This window comes from Acidovorax sp. LjRoot38 (genome assembly GCF_964252975.1).
Classification (GTDB): domain Bacteria; phylum Pseudomonadota; class Gammaproteobacteria; order Burkholderiales; family Burkholderiaceae_C; genus Acidovorax; species Acidovorax facilis.
Map to the genome: position 1 here is coordinate 99,931 of NZ_CAXUPT020000002.1, position 19,929 is coordinate 119,859.

At 65.4% G+C, this 19,929-nt stretch carries 14 protein-coding genes; 6 read left to right on the forward strand and 8 right to left on the reverse strand.

The features are described 5' to 3' along the window. Positions 1-26 precede the first annotated feature (26 nt). The 6 genes from cysC (at position 27) to ACSQ22_RS03030 (ending at position 6,433) form a co-directional block, all read left to right on the forward strand. Positions 27-623 carry an adenylyl-sulfate kinase gene (gene cysC / locus ACSQ22_RS03005; protein ID WP_436129386.1) on the forward strand — a complete coding sequence of 199 codons (597 nt, stop codon included), beginning with the start codon at positions 27-29 and terminating at the stop codon, positions 621-623. A 193-nt stretch (positions 624-816) separates the two neighbouring features. Then, positions 817-1,995, forward strand: coding sequence for an MFS transporter (locus ACSQ22_RS03010; RefSeq protein WP_218300959.1), 1,179 nt, complete (start codon positions 817-819; stop codon positions 1,993-1,995). Positions 1,996-2,123: 128 nt separating this feature from the next. Continuing rightward, positions 2,124-2,684: a single-stranded DNA-binding protein gene (gene ssb / locus ACSQ22_RS03015; RefSeq protein WP_055400317.1), complete on the forward strand. Its 561-nt coding sequence runs from the start codon at positions 2,124-2,126 to the stop codon at positions 2,682-2,684. 313 nt (positions 2,685-2,997) lie between these two features. Beyond that, a complete protein-coding gene (locus ACSQ22_RS03020) occupies positions 2,998-3,573 on the forward strand; it encodes a hypothetical protein (RefSeq protein WP_431151245.1) in 576 nt (191 codons plus the stop codon). Between the two features lie 86 nt (positions 3,574-3,659). Next, a complete protein-coding gene (locus tag ACSQ22_RS03025) occupies positions 3,660-4,373 on the forward strand; it encodes a Bax inhibitor-1/YccA family protein (RefSeq protein ID WP_436129387.1) in 714 nt (237 codons plus the stop codon). A 419-nt stretch (positions 4,374-4,792) separates the two neighbouring features. Beyond that, entirely contained in the window at positions 4,793-6,433 is a 1,641-nt protein-coding gene (locus ACSQ22_RS03030; RefSeq protein ID WP_436129388.1) for a hypothetical protein, read from the forward strand. 246 nt (positions 6,434-6,679) lie between these two features. Here the strand turns inward: ACSQ22_RS03030 and ACSQ22_RS03035 are convergent, their stop codons facing one another. From ACSQ22_RS03035 to ACSQ22_RS03070, 8 genes are all read right to left on the reverse strand, one after another. Continuing rightward, on the reverse strand, positions 6,680-10,999 hold the full coding sequence (locus ACSQ22_RS03035; protein WP_436129389.1) for a cellulose synthase subunit BcsC-related outer membrane protein: 4,320 nt from the start codon (positions 10,997-10,999) through the stop codon (positions 6,680-6,682). Between the two features lie 90 nt (positions 11,000-11,089). Then, the gene (gene bcsB / locus ACSQ22_RS03040) at positions 11,090-13,414 is read right to left on the reverse strand and encodes a cellulose biosynthesis cyclic di-GMP-binding regulatory protein BcsB (RefSeq protein WP_436129390.1); all 2,325 of its coding nucleotides are present in this window, start codon (positions 13,412-13,414) and stop codon (positions 11,090-11,092) included. 30 nt (positions 13,415-13,444) lie between these two features. Further along, on the reverse strand, positions 13,445-15,631 hold the full coding sequence (gene bcsA / locus ACSQ22_RS03045) for a UDP-forming cellulose synthase catalytic subunit (protein ID WP_055400303.1): 2,187 nt from the start codon (positions 15,629-15,631) through the stop codon (positions 13,445-13,447). After that, entirely contained in the window at positions 15,628-16,410 is a 783-nt protein-coding gene (gene bcsQ / locus ACSQ22_RS03050; protein WP_055400301.1) for a cellulose biosynthesis protein BcsQ, read from the reverse strand. The genes bcsA and bcsQ overlap by 4 nt, the downstream gene beginning before the upstream one ends. Next, positions 16,407-16,943: a cellulose biosynthesis protein BcsP gene (bcsP, locus tag ACSQ22_RS03055; RefSeq protein ID WP_121508143.1), complete on the reverse strand. Its 537-nt coding sequence runs from the start codon at positions 16,941-16,943 to the stop codon at positions 16,407-16,409. The genes bcsQ and bcsP overlap by 4 nt, the downstream gene beginning before the upstream one ends. A 44-nt stretch (positions 16,944-16,987) precedes the next feature. Further along, positions 16,988-17,464: a cellulose biosynthesis protein BcsD gene (gene bcsD / locus ACSQ22_RS03060; protein WP_233559526.1), complete on the reverse strand. Its 477-nt coding sequence runs from the start codon at positions 17,462-17,464 to the stop codon at positions 16,988-16,990. Between the two features lie 332 nt (positions 17,465-17,796). After that, positions 17,797-18,927 (reverse strand): tRNA 2-thiouridine(34) synthase MnmA, encoded by a 1,131-nt coding sequence (gene mnmA / locus ACSQ22_RS03065; protein ID WP_055398068.1) that lies wholly within the window; start codon positions 18,925-18,927, stop codon positions 17,797-17,799. After that, positions 18,924-19,865 (reverse strand): LysR family transcriptional regulator, encoded by a 942-nt coding sequence (locus ACSQ22_RS03070; protein ID WP_055398073.1) that lies wholly within the window; start codon positions 19,863-19,865, stop codon positions 18,924-18,926. The genes mnmA and ACSQ22_RS03070 overlap by 4 nt, the downstream gene beginning before the upstream one ends. Positions 19,866-19,929: the final 64 nt, after the last annotated feature.

A 19,929-nucleotide genomic window follows, 5' to 3' on the forward strand; every position in this document is an offset into this window, starting at 1 on the left:
CGCCACATTCATTTGCCAACGCCAAAGTGACCGACCCCACACCACCCCACCTCCCCCATGTCCATGCCCAGGCGCTGACCGTGACCCGTGCGGAGCGCGAGCAGCTGGGAGGCCACCCCGGCCGGGTGGTCTGGCTCACCGGCCTGTCGGGTGCGGGCAAATCGACCATTGCCAATGCGCTGGAGCGGGAACTGAATCGCCAGGGCAAACGCACCTACATCCTGGACGGCGACAACATCCGCCAGGGGCTGAACCGTGATCTGGGGTTTTCGGACGCGGACCGGGCAGAGAACATCCGGCGTGTCGCACAAGTGGCCCGCCTGTTTGTGGACGCGGGCGTGATCGTGGTGGTGGCTTTCATTTCGCCCTTTCGTGCGGAACGTCAGGCGGCCCGGGAACTGTTTGCCCCGGGCGACTTCCTGGAAGTGTTTGTCGATGTGCCGCTGGCACTCGCCGAAGAGCGCGACCCCAAAGGCCTGTACCGCAAGGCCCGCACGGGCGAGTTGCGCCAGTTCACCGGTATTGATTCGCCCTACGAACCACCGCTGGCCGCCGAGCTGGTGCTGCCCACAGCCCAGCTCACGCCCCAGGAATGCGTGCAGCGGATCTGCGCTTTGCTGTGAGCCTTTGGGCCGGTCAGCCATGCCTTGGGAGCCGTGCCACGCCCCGCACATGCCCACGCGAATCACAACTCCTGCCCAATGGGCGAAAATCCCTGCTTTACCTGCCCCATAGGGCACCACCGTGCCGGATTCTCCTTCTTCACTTGCGGGCGCTGCCCCACCGCCCCTGTCGCCATCGCCTTCCGGCAACGCCATGACCCCGCAGGAGCGCCGCTCCAGCCTCAGCCTGGCGCTGATCTTTGCGCTGCGTATGCTGGGCCTGTTCCTGGTGTTGCCCGTGTTTGCCCTCGAGGCCCGCAAGTACCCCGGTGGGGATGACCCCGCCCTGGTGGGGCTTGCCATGGGCATCTACGGCCTGACGCAAGCCGTGCTGCAGTTGCCGCTGGGCATGGCATCCGACCGGTTTGGGCGCAAGCGCGTGATCGTGCTGGGTCTTTTGGTGTTTGCAGCGGGTAGCCTGCTGGCCGCGCTGGCCGATTCGCTCACGGGACTGCTGATGGGCCGCGCGCTGCAAGGCGCCGGGGCCGTATCGGCCGCCGTGACCGCCCTGCTGGCCGACCAGACCCGCGACGCCGTGCGCACCAAGGCCATGGCGCTGGTGGGCGGCAGCATCGGACTGATGTTTGCCGTCGCGCTGGTGGCCGCACCGGTGCTGGCGGCCCACATCGGGCTGGCGGGCTTGTTCGGGCTGACCTGCGCCCTGGCGCTGGCAGGCGTGGCGGTGGTGATTTGGTGGGTGCCTGCAGAAACCGCGCAGCACCAGAATGCGCCCCGGGGCCGCCTGTCCGATGTGTGGGCCCACCCCGACCTGCTGCGCCTGAACCTGGGGGTGTTTGTGCTGCACACCGTGCAGTTGTCCATGTGGGTGGCCGTGCCGGCCATGCTGGTGCAGGCGGGCCTTTCCAAAGACCACCACTGGCAGGTCTACCTGCCTGCGGTGGTGCTCTCGTTTGCGGCCATGGGCGGGCTCTTTGCGCTGGAGCGCGCGGGCCGCCTGCGCGCCGCCCTGCTGGGTGCCATCGCACTGGTGCTGCTGGTGCAGGCAGGCCTGGGCCTGCTGGCGGGCAGCGGCAGCACACCCACACTGTGGGTGCTGGGGCCGTTGCTGTTTGTGTTTTTCTGCGGATTCAACGCGCTGGAGGCCAGCCAGCCCAGCCTGGTGTCGCGCATGGCGCCGCCGCAGCTGCGCGGCGCGGCGCTGGGCAGCTACAACACGCTGCAATCGCTGGGCCTGTTTGCGGGCGGCGCGCTGGGCGGCGCCTTGGTGAAATGGGCCGGCGCGCCGGGCCTGTTTGCCGCCACCACCGTGCTCACGGCCCTGTGGCTGGTACTGACCTGGCCCCTGCGGCCCGTGGGGCGCGGCGGCCACTGAGTGGTGGATCGAGCCATGCCGCCAGAGCTTCCATTGCGAGCCGGTTGCGGCACAATGGCGCGTTTGGCGCCCGGAATCCTTCTCCAAATCCGGCGCTTCTTTCATCCCTTTAAGGCAAAAACAGCACCATGGCATCAGTAAACAAAGTCATCATCGTCGGCAACCTGGGCCGCGACCCTGAAATGCGCACTTTCCCCAGTGGCGATCAGGTGGCCAACGTGACGATTGCCACCACCGACAAGTGGAAAGACAAGCAGTCTGGCGAAATGAAGGAAGCCACCGAGTGGCACCGCGTGGTCTTCAACGGCCGCCTCGCCGAGATCGCTGGCCAGTACCTGCGCAAGGGCTCGCAGGTGTACGTGGAAGGCAGCCTGCGCACCCGCAAGTGGACTGACCAGAGCGGCGTGGAAAAGTACAGCACCGAAATCCGTGCTGACCAGATGCAGATGCTGGGCAGCCGCCAGGGCATGGGCGGCGGCCAGGGTGGTGGCCAGCAAGGCGGCGGATACGACGATGGCGGCTACGGCGGTGGCGACCAGGGCGGCGGCTACGACCAGGCCCCCCGCCGCGCCGCGCCCCCACCACGCCCCATGGCGGCCCCTGCCCAGCGCCCTGCGCCTGCGCCCGTGGCACAGCCACCCCGCGCAGCTTCGGGGTTTGACGACATGGATGACGACATCCCGTTCTAAAAGCCGCGCTTTCCAGTTTTGTAAAAAGGCCCGCAGCACACACGCTGCGGGCCTTTTTTTGCGCCCGCATGATGGTCAAGAAGCGCTGAGAGGCTGAGGCAGCGGCACGCGGCGCTTCTTCTACAACGGCCAGCGCCCTCCCCACCCCCTCAGTTTGTCCAGTGCGGCACGGGGACAACGGCGCCAACACTTTCTTACACCGGTTGCGCCCAACTCGAAGATCATCGGGCGCTTGTTGGCGGCTGGCCTGCGGTGCCGCCAGCAAATTCTGGTTAGTCACAACAACATTCAACAGCACAAGAGAGGGATAGCCATGCCAGGCTTTGTTCGCAAGATTTTGATTTTCATCACCGGTTACGCGTGGCTGCTGCTACTGGCCGGGCCTGGCCTGATCGGCCTGTCGCTGTACAGCGGCTGGAAGGCCGATGGCGACCATGCCTACGCAGCGCGGGAAAGCCTGCAGACCGTGACAGGCACGGTGACGCAGGCTTCGGAGGTCACCGTCAAGCGCAAGCGCCGCGCTACCAAGCAGTTCTACGAAATCAGCGTCCAGCCCGATGGCGCAGGCGCCGAGGCCCGCAAGCTGCGCATCGACTACAGCACACCCCAGGAACTGGTGGGCAACCTGATCGACGAAAAGATCACCGCTTTGGTGGACAAGAGCGACAACGACCTGGTGTACGAAGTGGCGGTCGATGGCAAGCCCGTGATCAGCTATGAGACCACCAGGCAGCGCCTGCAGGCCGAGGCAGCGTCCTCCGCCAGGTCCTTCAGCGGCGCTGGCACCTGGATTTTCGCGATCCTGCTGACGCTGATCGGCGCCGCCGGTGTGTGGTCCAACCGCAGGCTGCGTGCAGCGGACTCCAGCCAGCAACTCAGCGCGGCCTGAGAATTTTTCACAGAGAGGGAGGGAGGAGGCGCCTGGTGCGCCCCTCCCGTGATTTCACAACCAACACACAGAGCGAGGAATACGCCATGAATCCCAATGTCCTGACCCCTTCGACGCCGGAAGGCGCACCGTTTGAACGGCGCGATTTCATCGTTGCTACCTACAAGCACCTCGGTGTGGCCATGCTGGCCTTCGTGGTGCTTTCCGCCGTCCTGATGGCGACCGGATTTTCCGGCACAGCGGCCAAGATGCTGCTGGCCAGCGGCAACAAGTTCCTGTGGCTGGGCGTCATGGGCGCGTTCATGCTGGTGGGCTGGCTGGCCTCGTACATGGCCGACAACGCAGAGAGCTCGCAAACACAGCTGATGGGCCTGGGCCTGTATGTGCTGGCCGAAGGCCTGATCTTCGCGCCGATGTTCGGCATCGCCCAGATCGTGGCCCCCGGTGCCATTGGCGCTGCGGCCTTCATCACGCTGCTGCTGGTGGGCGCGCTCACCTGGACGGCGTTCACCACCAAGACCAACTTCTCGTTCCTGGGGGGCATTCTGAAGGTGGGCGGCCTGGTGGCCCTGGGCACCATCATTGCCGGCGCCATCTTTGGCTTCAAGCTGGGCATCTGGTTCTCGGGGATCATGGTGCTGTTTGCCGGCGCCTGCGTGCTGTACGACACTTCGCGCATCATCCACGACTACCCCGCCGACCGCCCTGCGGGCGCTGCGCTGCACCTGTTTGCATCGATCGCGCTGATGCTCTGGTACGTGCTGCGCATCCTGATCAGCCTGGCGACCAACGACGACTGAGCCGCCATCCTCGAAGCCCCGTGCTGTGGCAAGGGCCGGCTCCTGCAAAGGGGTCGGCCCTTTTCTTTGCAGCAGGCTAAATCCAAGAAAATCAGGCTCTAGCGCTTGATGAACAAGCGGTAATAGCTATATTATTGATAGCAACTGATCGCAAATGCATTCCGGTGCACCTGACAGGCGTGGCCCAGCCGACATCCGAGCTCGCATTCCCCGTGGGCGCACCGCAGCCCCACAGCCCGCCGCCCAACTCCGGCATGCCATTTTCCTGTCGTCCCTTGCGCCCGCTGCTGGCACAATTAGAAACAGCAAGACAGCCAGCATGCACCAGTGCGCGCTCGCTGGCCCGTTGATAACGCCTCGCGCGCCACGGCGGCATCTCGACGACTCCCCATTACCCACTGATCCTCTTTCTGTCCATCATGCGCAAATACTTCTGGCTATCCTTGACCTGTGCGGCCCTGCTCGCCAGTTGCGGCGGCGGCTCGTCCGACGGCGAAGACGTGGGCCCCGCCCCTGGCGTACAGCAATACCCCGGCGGCGTGTGGGAGGGCACGGTGGGCACCGGCGCTGCGCAGCGGCAGGTGGTGGGCTACATCGATCCCGGCCCGCTGGGCACCGGGGGCGAGTTCTACATGGCACGCGAGGCCCCGGGCGCAGCGGGCTTTGATGCGTTTTACGGGCGCCTGAATGTCAACGTCACGGCAGTGCTGGCCACTGGCGTCACGTACTACTCGGTCCAGGACGGCAAATTTGCCACGGGCCTGACGCTGCGTGGCACGGCATCGAACAGCGGCAAGATCGGCCGCACCGACGGCATCAGTGGCAATTACTCCGACCCGGTGCAGACGGCCGCTGCGTCCGGCGCGGTGGTGCCGATCAAGCTCTCGTACAGCAGCCTGAACTTCCACCCCGCACGCGCGAGCCTGGTCGAGGGCACCTACCGGGGCACCGGCCTGTTTGGCGGCGGATGGGTGCTCACCGTCACCCCACAGGGCCAGCTCTCGGGCCGCATCGGCGGCTGTCTGGTCACGGGCACGGCCACGCCACGCGCCGCAGACTCCCCGCTGTATTCGATGACGCTCAATCTCTCGGGCGACACCACCTCCTGCGAGGCCAGCGGCACGCAGCAATCCGGCATCGCCGTGCTGCGTTTTGATGCGGCAGGGGTGCCCAACGGCATCTGGGTGTTCACGCGCAATGCGACGGGCCCGAACAACACCTTCACCCTCAACGGCATTGCCGACCCCCGCATCACAGTGCCGCCTTCCACCACGCCGTTGTCGGTGGCGGGCAACTGGCAGGGCTCCTTCACGCTGCCTGCAGGCGTGATTGGCGATACGACCGTCTGGGGCAGCGTGCTGCCGGACGGCGGCCTGTTCTTCTACACCAACAGCAGCCTGGACCACAACGCGCTGTATGGCCGCCTTATCCGCTACGAGAACAACGTCACGAACAACCGTTTTGTGACGGCCAACGATGGCGTGTTCTTCAACCGCCTGCTGGCCAATACGGGCGCCTACAACGAGTCCGTGCTGATCGACGGCACGCTCCAAAGTGGCGATGGCACCAGCACCGCCGGCCTGTTCAGCGGCAGCTTCAGCTACCCAACGCAGCCAGGCGGTTTCCCCACCCGCTTCAGCGTGACGCCCGACCCGCTGTACGCCCTGCCCTCCGGCAAGGTGCCCAACGCGGCTCTGATCGTTGGTACCTACAAGATGGCTGGCACGGGTTTTGGTGGCGACACCACAACGCTGACGGTGTTTGCCGATGGCGCCATCACGGGCCTGACCACCAGCGGCTGTGAAGTGGCGGGCAAGCTCCTGGGCGAACTGGGCAGTGGTCTGAACCTGTACCGCGTCGAGGCATTCGGCTACCTCAACAGCCCCAACGCACCCATCACCTGCGGCCTGTCCTCGGGCCCGCCGCAGTCCGGCTCGGCATCGGCACAGTTCGATGCGAATGGCAAGGTCATTGGCCTGCGCATTCTGACTGCCGGGTTGTCCGTGGCTGGCACACGTGCCCACACCGTGTTTGTGGGCGCCAAGCAGACCACGCCGTAACAGCAGGGAGCACCCCTCGCGCTAGGCGGGGGGCGCTGCAATCGGGCAATCACTGCGGTGCCCCTGTGATCTGTGATCGGCCCAGGGGCCTGGGCTTACAGCGCCTTCACCCCGCGCAGGCGCCATGTGGCACGCAGACAGCGCTCCCACCACAAGCGGATTGCCCATAAAAAAAGGCCCGTCGCACGTGAAGTGCGACGGGCCTTTTTGTGGCTTGCAGAGAGCGGGTGAGCGCCCTGGAAAAGTTCAGTAGCTATACGGTGACCGCAGCGGGTTGACCGGAAACGCCTGCAGGCCGTTGTAGGGCTGGAAGGCATAGCGCACATACAGGCCACCCGCGAACTCGCGGTAGTTGCGTGCGTTGTTGAGCGACAGGTGCCCACCCACGAACACCTGCGGATGCATCTGGTATTCCATGGCCGCACCCAGGTTGTAGCCCAGGCCCGTGCGGGACTGGCCGGGGTAGATGGCCGTGGCGCCCGTTTCGCCAAAGGCCAACGCGTCGGCGGCTGCCTGGACTGCCGAGACTTGCCGCGATGGGCTGTTGGGGAAGTACGGCGCCGCATCCTCCTTGAAATACTGCACGCCTACCGAGCCCTTGAGTTGGTACGACAGGCGGCCATTGCGCTGCGCCCATTCGACCGGAATGCCAAAGGACACGAACTGCTGGGGACTGAAATAGCCACCGTGGCCCACCGTGAAGTAGCGCAGGTTGCGCTGGTACGACAGCCCCGTAAAGCTCAGGCCCGCCGTGAGGTCGGCGTTCGATGTGCGGTGCACATGCCAGTACATCCCGCCACCCAGCTCGGCCCGCGCATTGCTGCGCACGCGGGTACCGGTCAGGCCATGCAGCGAACCGTACCCATAGATCCCCAGTTCACCATCGTCCCAGGTCAGATCAACGCGGCCCCCCGAAGCGGACACGCCACCCCAGCGGTCGCCGGTCCGGGCATCACGGACACCGGCAAACGACAGCAGGCTGTCGGTCACCGGGCGGCGCGAGAGGTCCACGGCCACGGTCAGGTCGTCGGTGAGGGCTGTGCGGTATCTCGCGCCTGCCGTCACATCGGACTGGCCGAAGCCCAGCGGCGTGCTGCCGATGTCTGCCCGGAAGCCTCCGCTTTCATAGCCTACGCTCAGGCCGACGCCGCTGTCGCTTTGCGAGCCAGCACCGCGTTCGGGCATGGCCAGGGCCGTGACCGGGCCACCACCAAAGCGGCTGATGGTGCCGTAGGGAGAGCCGGGCGAACCTGCGCTGGCGCCCGTGGGCGTTACGCCCAGCAGCAGGTGACCGTCACCCACGCTCATCTTGAGCTGCACGGGCGCTTCGATCTCGGAAAGCTGGCTCATGCCTGCCTCGCCCTGCCGTGCGCGCGCAACTGCGCCCACGGAGAACGAAGAAATCTGGCTTTGCTGCACTTCGCGCAGCTCGTCGCGGGCCGTGCGGGGCCGCGTGGGGTCGGGCACGTTGCCCAGGCCCGCCGTGGACCAGGCAGAAGGTGCTGCAGGAGCAGGCATTGCGCGTTGCGCAGGCAAGGACTGGGCGCCGCCCGCATACCCACCACCGTAGGCCTGTGCAGGCGTGTAGTAGCCCGCCGCAGCCGGGGCCGGAGCGCCCATCGGCTGCATGGGTTGTGCTGGCGGCACGTACACAGGTGCCATGGCCGGCGCCGCCGCAGAGGCACCCACCGACCGTGGGGTCGAAGAAGGCAGTGCCGCAGCGTTGCGCCGCGCGGCGCTGGTCGAAGCCGCCGTGTCAGCCGCCGCCACCGGGCTGGACGCCTCGGGGTAGTAACTGGCGGGCGTCATGGGAGCGGCCTGCGCATAGGCCTGCGGTGCCGTGCCAAAGCGGCTTGCACCGGCCGGGTCGGGAATGTAGAGGCCTGCAGGTGCGTTGTTGCTGCGCGCTACTGGCTGGGGCGCGTACTGCTGGGGGGTGTAGCCCACCGGCGAACGTGCGACGGCTGCGGCACCAGGCACTGACAGGCCGCCCCCGGCACGCTGCTGCAATGCCGCGCGCTGGGCAAATGGATTGCCCGAACGTGCAGGCCCCGCCGCCACGCCACTGGCGGCCAGCACGGCATCGCGCTGCGCGTTTTCGGCAGCAACGGCAGCCGTGAAGAACTCGGTGGCCTTGGAATTCTTGCCCTGCGCCCGGTACAACCGACCAGCGGCCGTCAGCACTTCGGGATCACGCGGCGCGCGCGCCAGCGCCACGGACAGCAGCGACTCCGCATAGCCGTAGTCCTTGGCGCCCGTGGCCATGGCTGCGGTCTGCAGGATGAGGGGCACGTCATTGGGAGACTTTTCCAGCAACCGCGCATACAGCGCCTGCGCCTGGGCATAGTCGTTGTTGGCCGCGTACATGCGGGCCAGTGCCGCCATGGCCAGGGGCTCGTCGGGCTGCTCGGCCAGCAAGGGAACGAGCGTGTCGTAGGCCGCGACCAGGTCGCCCGCCTCGCGCAGGCCATCGGCCTGGCGCACGATGTAGGCGCGGCGGATGTCGCTGAAACTCTTGCGCTCGCGGTCATTCATCGGGGCCGTCTGCAGCTGCCGCAGGATGCCCGCCAGTTCCACATCCTGCTGGGTCTTGAGCAAGGTGGCTGCGTACTGCAGGCGCAGGCCGACATCGGGCCGGGGGGTGCGCGCCAGCACCTGGCGCACCATGCCGAGCGCGCGCTGCGGATCGCCAGCGTCCGCGTAGGCCAAGGCCATGGCGCCCAGCAATTCGGGGTCTTGGGTGGCAAAGGACTCGGCCTGGGCCAGGGTGGCCAGGGCTTCCGTCTGGCGACCTTCGGCCGCCAACGCCGACGCAGCCGATGCCTGCACATGCACCCACACCCGCTTTTGCAGCGCGGCGATGTCACGGGTGCGGTGCTTTTCTGGAACGCGGTCCAGCAGGGCCAGGGCGTTGGGCCAGTCGCCGGCTTCCGAGGCGAGCAGGGCGCTGGCATACAGGGCCTCGGGCATGTTGGGGTTGGACAGCAGCAGTCCGTCCATCACGCCCCGCGCCTCGGCCACCGCGCCCATGCGCAGGTACAGGCGGGCAAGGTCCAGCCGCACCCAGGGGCTGGCCGGATCGTTCAGCAGGGCATCTTCCAGCGCTGCGCGGGCGGCGGCGGTATCGCCACGCTCCGTCGCTGCGCGGGCCTGGCCCAATGCCTGCGCAGCACGCAGGCGCCCCAGGGCTCCCACCTTTTCTTGCTGCGAGGGTGACAGCTTTTCCACCAGCGCCAGGGCTTCGGCCGCCTTGTTGTTCTGCGCCAGCACGCCCACGAGTCCCCGCACCGCGTCGGGGTTGTCGGCCTGGCGCGCGAGCACACGGCGGTAGGCCGCCTCGGCGGCGTCGTACTGGCCATCTTCGACCAACAGGTCTGCCAGGTCGGTTTCGGCCGTGACTTCGGCCGGATTCAGCCGCACAGCCTGCTCCAGCGAACGCCGCGCTGCCGCTGTCTCGCCGCGTTCGCGTTCGGAGGTGGCCTGCTCGACCAGGCTCCAGTAGGTGGCACTGTCGAGCGACTGTTTCCAGCGGCTGGCCGAGCCCGCACGCGAGGCCCGCTCCAGCAGCCCGCGCGCGTCGGCAAACCGTTCCTGGCGCAAACGCAGAATGCCCAGGCCACCCAGCGCATCGCCGTCGGTGGGACGGGATTCGAGCACGTTCAGAAATGCGGCCTCTGCAGCATCCAGCTCGCCATCGTCCAGGGCCTGGAACCCTGCTGTCGTCCGCTGGCGCAGCGGGTCGGCCGTCCGGACGGAAGCTGCCTGGGACTGTTTTTGCAGGTTCTGGGCCTGCACCAGGCGCGTCTGCACGGCCGTGTCTCCGGGATTGGCGCGCAGGAATTCCTGGTACAGCGGGATGTCGGCCGAACGATTGCCCGTCCAGGCCAGTGCCTTGCGCCAGCTTTCCGTCGCCGCCTTGCCCACATCGGGGCGCCCGGCCAGCCGCGCCAGCTGGGCGATGCCTTCGCGGCGTGTGGATTCGCGGTAGGTCAGGTGTTGCGCCAGGGCCAGCGCAATCTGCGGGTCTTCGGGCGATTCCTGCGCCAGGCGGTTCAGACCCCGGCGGGCCTCGTCCCAGCCGCCTGCTGTGGCGCCCAGCGTCTGGTAGTACTCCAGCGCCAGGGGCCCGGTGGGGGGGCGGTCTCCCAGTGCCGCCTGGTAGGTGCTCAAGGCCTGGCTGGCCTGCCCGCTGCGGGCCTGCTGGCGCGCAGTTTCGATCTGGGGTGCGCTGCGGCCCGTGCGGATGGATTCCTGCAACCGGCTGACCAGCGGGCTGCGCGGATGGGCTGCCTGCAACTGGTTCAGGTAGCGCTGGGCGCCCTCGGGGCGGCGGGCGTTGAGCTCCACCAACGCCATCCCATAGAGGGCCTGGGCGTTCTGGGGGTTGATGCGCAACAGCTTCTGCCATGCTTCACCCGCGCGTTCCGTGTCGCCGCGCTCCTGCCAGTACTGCCCCTGGTCCAGCAGGGTCTGCTCGGCCCCGGTCTGCGCCCAGGCAACGGGGGCCATCAGCGAGGCCAGCAGCCCCATGGCAAGTGTTTGATGACGACGACGTTTGGAGGACATGCCTTCCTTCTCCCTGCGAGGCTCCCGGCCACCGAGGTGCCGGGAATGTGTTGCGTGATTCAGAAACAGCCGGGCGTGCTTTGCACCGCCTCAGCCTTTTTGCTTCAGCCGGGCCCGTGCGCGCGCTCTCAGCGACAGGTACATGATGATCGCTATCAGCACCGCCGCCGACACGCCCAGGACAATCAGCAACAGCGGGTTGCGCGAAAGAAACCACTGGGTATACAGCAAGGGGCCCAACTGACCCACATGGTAGTTTTTCTCGGCCACCAGGCTGTCCACCTGCTTGCCCCGGATGACCGTGGTGCTGCCCTGCACGTGTTTGAGCATTTCGGCATCCAGCAGTGCATCCATCACTTGCGACAGACCTGCAGGCTGGTTGCTGGCAACCAGCACCACACTGCGGCCACCGCGCAAAGGCGATTCAAAACCTGCCACCAGAGCATCGGTGCTGTCGCTGGAAAACGCAACCTGGCTGCGCCGTGCGTGCACGCTGGAGTCCTCGCCAAAGCCCCACCAGCGCAGCAGGCGGTTGGCGAAATCCGACATCTGGAAACTCTTGGTTTCGCCCTGCAGGAGGGCCGGAATGGAACTGGCCCATTGCTTGAGCAGGGGCTGGTTGCCGCCGGAGGCAATGACCAGCAGGTCCTTGTCGGCAAACCGCTCCACCTGCTGGGCCTGCGCCACGGTCACGCCCAGAGCAGGGTATCCCGTGACGCGCCCCATGACACCCATCAGGCCCAGATAGGCCGCGTACTCCTGCGCACCCGGCTTGTCCGGCATCACCACCGCAGATTCAGAAAGGTCTGCCATGCGTGTGAACGGGAACCCTGCATTGCCAAAGGCCGCCAGATCCGGCATGGCGATGAAATGCGGAAAACCGGAGATGTCGATGGTCGAATCGGCCTCTACAGAGCCCCGGACGTTGTCGAGTGGCACGTCCTTGCAGGCGCCCTGCTTGACCACGTCATAGTAGTAATGCATCTGCAGCTGCGACTGGGCGGGCAGCTTGAACAGCGGGATGTGGAAAGTCTCGCGCTCCGGCGCCATCTCGCCCTTGGGCACCACCTTGGTCAGCAGGCGGTCCAAAGCGCCGGGTTCTTCATGATTCACTGCGTGCAGGGGCAACGAACGCAGGAACTGCTGGTTCACATTGATGTTGAGGGTGGACTTGTCCGGGTTCGGGCGCGGGGTATAGCGATACCGCAGGTCCACCGGGATGCCCTTCTGGCGCCATGCGAACAGGTCGGGCGGCAGGAAGAAGTTCAGGCGGATCAGGTCTGGCGAGTAACCGGACACGTTGAGTGCATCGGCCTCGACCAGTTCACCAAATTTCACGGGCCGGTCATTGGACAGCCAGTTGGGCGCGTCGTACGGCTTGCGGGGCTTGAGTTCCGTGACCTCGGTGATCCGTGCCAGCGGGCCGGACAGGGCCGAGGAACCGATGGCCAGTGCCTTGGCGGCAACGCCAAGCTCGGCCTCGTCCCGCCCCATGACCAGCAGCAGCTTGCCATGACGGTCTGCCGGGTGGCTCACCACGGCCACGGTGGGGCCCTGGATGTCTGGCAGGGTCAGCCCGGCGGGCGCTTGCGCCTTGCCAGCGACCATCACCACCGCGTTGCCGCGCGCGGGGAGTTCACCCACCAGTGACGGGAACCTCGCTCCCCGGAAACCCGCCAGCGCGCCAAACCAGGATGACATCGTGCCTGCGGCCTGCAAGGTGCCCGTGTTGGGCACTGCGCCGAACACCATCGGCAGCTCCAGCGGGCGCACATCCCGGCGATCAAAGAAAGGCTGCGGCAGCAGCGCCAGATCGTTCGTCTGGGCCACGGGCGCCACCGTCAGTTCCAGCACGCTGTCGTTGCCGACGTTGGCCCACAGGCTGGAGTGCAGCGGGTCTTCGCACTCCATCGTGTAGTGGCCGATGAGCTGCAGGTTGAGCCGGTTGAACTCGGTGATGAGGCGCGGCGGGATGACGATCTCGCGCTGCAGGTTTTCGCCCGCCTGCTGCGTGGTCACCGGAATGGTGGCGGCCACCTGCTCGTTCACCAGCACCTTGATATGGGACAGGTTGGGGAGCAGGGCGGGCGAGTAGGAGTAGTTCAGCTTCAGTCGCGCGCCTGTGACCACTTCGTCGTTGCGCACGCTGAACGCCACACCGCTGGTGCCGTCCACACCCCGCAATTGCAGCGGAAACAGGGCCCCCAGATCCTTGAAACTGGTGCGGTGTACACGCACTCCACTCTCGGTCGGTTGCGCCGCAGCCAGCATTTCCGCCCCAGCCAAGCCCGCTGGTGCAGGGGCCGCAGCAAGTTGGGATACGGGCACGGCCGTCCCTGTCAGTACCAAGGCCAGCATGGCAGGCAGCATGCGCTTGCGCGGCAGCCGCGCTGTCGGATGTCTTTTGGGAATCATGGTGTCGAGTCTTTGGAAACAGGGAAAGGCTTAACGGGGCTTGAGGGACTTGACGGCGGAGACGGTCAGTTGTCCCATGCCGCGCACTCCAATCGCAATCACGCTCCAGAGCGAGCGCAGCGGCTTGTCGCGCTGGCCCGTGCCCCAAGTGGCAATCCAGGCATCCGCCCGTGCAAAGGTCAGCGATGCCAGTTCGGCCTGCTGGCGCAGACTGAGGTTGTCGAACTTCACGCCCAGACGCCCCTTGCCACTGAACGTGACAACGGCCGGAAAAACACCTTCTTCGTCGGACCTGAACAGCGACACGGAAAGGCGGCTGCCCATGGGAATGTCGCTGTCCGCCGGAACGGACAGGCCCAGCCCGTGCTGCGAGAAATCTTCGGTCTTGCAAACCAGCGTGCGGCCGTTATCAAAGCGGATGACAGCGGGCAGGGCAGCCGCCACGCGCGGTGTGCCACGGATCTGGCGCGTCTCGCTGGCCACCGCCACACTGGCGCCCAGCAGGATGACGTTGTAGGTGGTCCAGACCATGTTGATGACCAGCGTGGTGGTTTCGTCGCCTGCGGAGGAGAACAGCTTCCAGATCCCCACCGCAAAACCCACCAGATTGATCACCAACAGCACCACATAAGGCCGTGCAATGGTCCAGTCGAAATAGGCTTTCTCGATCACGCCCCCCTTGGCCGTCACGTTGAACTTGCCCAGCTTGGGGTTGATGAAGGCAACGATCACCGGGCGCATGATGTACCAGGCCAGCACTGACTCGTACACCTCATTCCAGAACGAGTGGCGAAAGCGCCCCTGGATGCGGGAGTTGGTCACGCTGGCGTGGGCCAGGTGGGGCAGCGCATAGGCGGTGATCATCAGCGCCGTGGCTTGGAACACGTGGGCCCCGAAGAACAGGTAGGCCAGCGGTGCAGTCAGAAACACCAGGCGCGGCAGTCCGTAGAAGAAATGCAGCATCGCATTCAGGTAGCACAGCCGCTGGCCGAACTTGAGACCCTTGCCAAAGAGCGGGTTGTCGGTGCGCGCGATCTGCGCCATGCCCCGCGCCCAGCGAATGCGCTGGCCTACGTGGCCGGAAAGGCTCTCGGTGGCCAGGCCCGCAGCCTGAGGCACTTCGAGGTAAGCCGTGTTGTAGCCCAGGCGGCTGAGCTTGAGCGCCGTGTGGGCGTCCTCGGTCACGGTTTCTACCGCAATGCCACCCACTTCCAGCAACTCCTTGCGGCGGATGATGGCGCAAGAACCGCAGAAGAACGACGCGTTCCAGAGGTCGTTGCCGTCCTGGACGATGCCGTAGAACAACTCGCCCTCGTTGGGCATCCGGTGGAACGTGTCCAGGTTGCGCTCAAACGGATCGGGTGAGAAGAACACGTGCGGCGTCTGCAGCATGACCAGGTTGGTGTCCTTGAAGAACCAGCCCATGCAGACCTGCAGGAAGGAACGCGTGGGGATGTGGTCGCAGTCAAAGATGGCGATGTATTCGGAACTCGTGACTTTGAGCGCCGCGTTGATGTTGCCCGCCTTGGCGTGGTGGTTGTTGTCGCGGATCAGGTAGCCCACGCCCAGCTCTTCGCAGAACTCACGGAACTCGGGACGGCGGCCGTCGTCGAGCACATACACGTGCAGGCGATCGGCGGGCCAGTCCAGGCTCATGGCCGAGAACACCGTCTGGCGCACCACTTCAAGCGGCTCGTTGTAGGTCGGAATGAACACATCCACGCTGGGCCAGGTGCTGATGTCCTGGGGCATGGGAACCGGGCGGCGCTGCAGGGGCCACGCCGTCTGGAAGTAGCCAATGAGCAGCACCGCAAAGGCATACAGCTCTGCCAGCACCAGGCCATAGCCGAATGCCGCATCCAGCCAGTTGGTAAAGCCGATGGTGTCGGTAAAACGCCAGTAGATGTAACGCGACGAGGCCGAGATCGACAGCACGATCATTGCCAGCGTGGACAGGCGGCCGGGGGTCCTGCTCAGCAGCAAGGCCGCACCAAACGAACCCACCGAAAAGAGAATCTGCCCCTGGAGATCCAGCGGTACGCTGATGACCAACCCCATCAGCAAGGCACTGAACACCACAGCCGCGACACGCGCTACGGGGTGCTGCCACAGATCCCACCCGGTGATGGCATGCACCACGGTGCGCCAGTGTGCCTGGGGACTGTGGGAATCGGCGTCAGCTACCTCGTCGGCCTGCGGGCGTTGGTCGATACTCATTGCGCGGCTCCAGCCAGTGGCAGTCGCAGGCGCTGCGCAAGGACGCGCGCGCACTTGCGCAGGTCATCGGCCGCCTGGCCTTGGGGGTCATACTCCAGCACGCTCTGGTCGTAGGCGAGCGCCTCGCGCACCGCCTGGTCTTCATGGACCACGCCCACCAGACGCTCACCCAGGTTGTCCTGCATCACACGCGTGATGTCTTTGGACAACTGGCGCGCGCCGTCCACCTGATTGAGCACGTACAGCGTTTCGGAAAAATCAGGGCGCGGTGTGCAATAGGTGTGCACCAGCCGCTGCATCAGGGCCAGCGCCGCATAAGATGCCGCATCGGGCAGGCTGACCACCACCACCACCTGGGCGGCCGACAGCGCCTGCTGCATATAAACAGAAGGACCCGGCGGCGTGTCGATCAGCACCACGGCATCCTCCGGCAGTTCCAGGCCCTGCAATTGCTGCTCCAGCCAGTTCGGGTGTGCGTCCAGGTGCCGCTCGAAAGCCACGCGGTCAGACTCGTTCACCACGCCATAGGGCAGCACATGCACACCCGATGGGCTTTGCACGCAGACCGAGCCCCAGTCTTCGCCTGCCAGGCTGGCGCGGGATACGCCGGCCAGAGAACGGGGATCGGCGCCGAAATGCAAGCCCAGCGCATTCTGGGGGTCCATGTCCACCACCAGCAACGTCGCAACACCTTCGCGCTGCAGTGCGGTGGCCAGGTTGGCAGTCAGGGTCGTCTTGCCCACGCCACCTTTGGCAGAAACGATGGCAATCACTTTCATAGGTGGCCCTTGCGAGGCTGCCAGGCGGGCGCTGGCGCAGCGCCGGCGGCCACGGGAGCACCCGCCAGACGCGCAAAAACCGATGGGAGGTCCACCGGCAAGGACTCCTGGTGCACGGCCTGCTCTTCAGCAACAGTCGGCGCAGCCTGTCCACGCAGGCCCGCAAGACCCGCCAGGGGGGAACGCGAGGCCAGCGCAGCCGCTGGCGGCAGACGGTCTGCCGCTACTGCTGCGGGCGCGGCCACCGGGCGGGGCAACTCGGCGGCGACGGGTGCAGTGCGCTGCACTGCCACAACGGGCTCTGGTCGCGCCGAAACGGAAGCCTGAGCCTGCTGGGGAAGCGGCGCCGCAGCGGTACCGGCGCTTCGGTCTACCGAGGGCACATCATCGGCCACGGCATTGCGCACGGCGGAGACAAGGGGCCAGCGCTCGTTGGAGAGTTGGTGCTCCTGCTTGCGGGCCAGCTCATGGTAGGGGTCTGCCTTGGCCCCAAACTGCTGAAAGAGGTTCACGATGTCGTCTGAGTGTTTCATGGGTCACCGCCAATGCCGCAACATATAGATCCGAAACCCGGTGCTCAGCGCGACAGCTGAAGGTGTACACACCCCCAGGCATCTGCAGGTGCGCACTGCACCACCTTGAGTTGCCCGGCACCCGCTTGGTCGAACCAGCTTTGGTAGACCCCTTCGAGGAAACCACCCGACCAATGCACGTGGTCCGGCCCGAATGCAGCAGATACGGGCGAGAGGCTGTGGTGGATGTTCAACTGCGCAACTTCCTGCGTCAAATCGACCCAGCCCCAGTCGATGCTCGTCCAGACCGCCGTCATGCTGCGCTGCAGGTCTTCCACAGTGGCACACGCTGGCAAAGGATGGTCTGCCGCAAACCGCGCGCCCACCCGGAACATCAGCGCGCGAAGGTCTTCCGGTGGCAGGGCCGCGACAAATTCCGCTGCAAGAGCCTGGAAAAACCCTCGCCATTGCACCGAACACTGCTGCCGGACCAGGTGCGCGGCGATGTCGGGGCTCGAAGGCATGGAAACAATTTGAGACATGGTGCAAGCACGAGCAAGCTTCGGGCCCGTTTTTGACGGCCGTCAGCAAGATGAACTAAGGGTTTACCACGTGCATTTTTTGATACATGTGGTTTCAAACAGCGTTTTCGGGAATTCTAGAAGCCACGCCGTGACAAATGACGCTTGTGGCGACGAACCAAAGGTCAACTTAGTTCAACTGGCGGTAACTACGTAGAAGTTTGTGGGTGTCACGCCACAAGAATTAATTATTTACTATTTGGATTATTCAATCCATAGTCTTAATTAATTAGAAAACCCCATTTGTGGGGGTGCACCACAATCGGCTAGAGGGCGAATGTTCCCCAGATGTTTCAGTCTGTCGCACCAAAAATGACCCCGCCCCCGAGGCAGACCTCCCCGTCGTACAAGACCGCACTCTGTCCCGGCGTCACCGCCCACTGCGCCTGCGGGAAACGCAGCTGAAAACCCGCGCCGTCCGCGCTGACGACGGTGCACGCGGCGTCCTGCTGCCGGTAGCGGGTCTTGGCGGCATAGTTCCCCGGCACAGGGGGGTGGCCGGACGTCCAGCTGGCATCTTGCGCCTCCAGGGCGGAGGAGAGCAGCCAGGGGTGGTCGTGCCCCTGCACCACGCGCAGCGTGTTCCTGGCCAGGTCCTTGCGGGCCACAAACCAGGGCGCATGCTCGCCGCCGCCACGCTGTGCGCCCTTCTCCTTGATTCCGCCGATGCCCAGGCCCTGGCGCTGGCCCAAGGTGTAGAACGACAAGCCCACATGCTGGCCCAGCTTGCGGCCCCGGTCGTCCAGGATGGGGCCGGGCTCATGGCTGATGTAACGGTTCAGGAACTCGCGGAACGGCCGCTCGCCAATGAAGCAGATGCCCGTGGAATCCTTCTTCTTGGCATTGGGCAGGCCAATCTCCTCGGCGATCCGGCGCACCTCGGTCTTGTGCAACTCGCCCACCGGGAACAGCGTCTTGGACAGCTGCGCCTGGTTCAGGCGGTGCAGAAAGTAGCTCTGGTCCTTGGAGGGATCCAGCCCCTTGAGCAGCTCGAACAGGCCGGAGGATGGGTTCTGACGCACGCGGGCGTAGTGCCCCGTGGCGATCTTCTCCGCGCCCAGGCGCATGGCGTGGTCCAGAAAAGCCTTGAACTTGATCTCGGCGTTGCACAACACGTCTGGGTTGGGCGTGCGGCCCGCCTGGTACTCACGCAAGAACTCGGCAAACACACGGTCCTTGTAGTCGGCTGCGAAGTTGACGTGTTCGATCTCGATGCCGATCACATCAGCCACGGCGGCGGCGTCCACGAAGTCGATGTTGGACGAGCAGTATTCGCTGTCGTCGTCATCTTCCCAGTTCTTCATGAAGATGCCGACGACTTCGTGGCCCTGTTGCTTCAGCAGGTGGGCGGTCACGGCAGAGTCCACTCCGCCCGAAAGGCCCACGACAACACGTTGTTTGGGCGGTTTGGTATTGGCAGTCATTGCCCCGATTGTATTTTTTGCGCCGTGGCAGCACTGCGTGGGCGCACAGAACGCGTAGCCACCAGCAGGTCATAGAGCTGCTGCGCAGCGGGCGACAGCGATTTGCCCCTGCGTTTGATCAGCCCCATCTGGCGCGTCACCACGGGTTCGATCAGCGGAATGCTCACCAGTGTGGGATGGTCCTTGCCCGGCATGGCCAGGCTGGGCACAGCAGCCACGCCCAGGCCCGCCTCCACCAGGCCGAGCAGCGTGGTCACGTGCTTGGCCTCGTACAGGCACTGGGGGCGGTCGGGCACGTTGGCCAGCGCCAGGTCCATCAACAGACGGTTTCCCGAGGTCTTGCCCACCGACATGAAGTCGTGCTGGCCCAGCTCTGCCCAGGTGACCTTCTTGCGCCGCGCCAGCACATGGTCGCGCCGGCAGGCGGCTACGAAGCGCTCGGCCAGCACGGGCTTGAACTCGATCTCGGCCTCCTGGCTGCCGATGAAATTGAGGCCAAAGTCGGCATCGCCCTGCGCCACGGCCACCAGCACCTCGTTGGCGCTGGCGTCGTGCACCTTGACGCGGATTTTCGGAAACCGCTCGTGGTAGCGCTTGACCACCTGCGGCAAAAAGTAATACACGGCCGACGGCACGCAGGCAATCGTCACCTCGCCCATGCGGCGCGCGGCCACGTCGCCCAGGCCCATGAGCATGCCGTCCAGGTCATCCAGCCACACGCGGGTCTTGCGCGCGAAGTCACGGCCCACGGCCGTGAGCGTGACACGGCGGGTGGTGCGGTCAAGCAGGCGCACGCCCAGGGCTTCTTCGAGCTTGTCGATGCGACGGCTGAAGGCAGGCTGCGACAAGTGGATCGCCTCGGCCGCAGCACGAAAGCTCTGCAACTCAGCCACCGCGGCAAAGGCCTGAATGTCAGCAAGATCGAATTTGTTGTTCATGGGCATGGGCTTTCAAGACGTTTCGCTGTTGCGCAGCACGCATCAAACGATCAGAACATTGCAA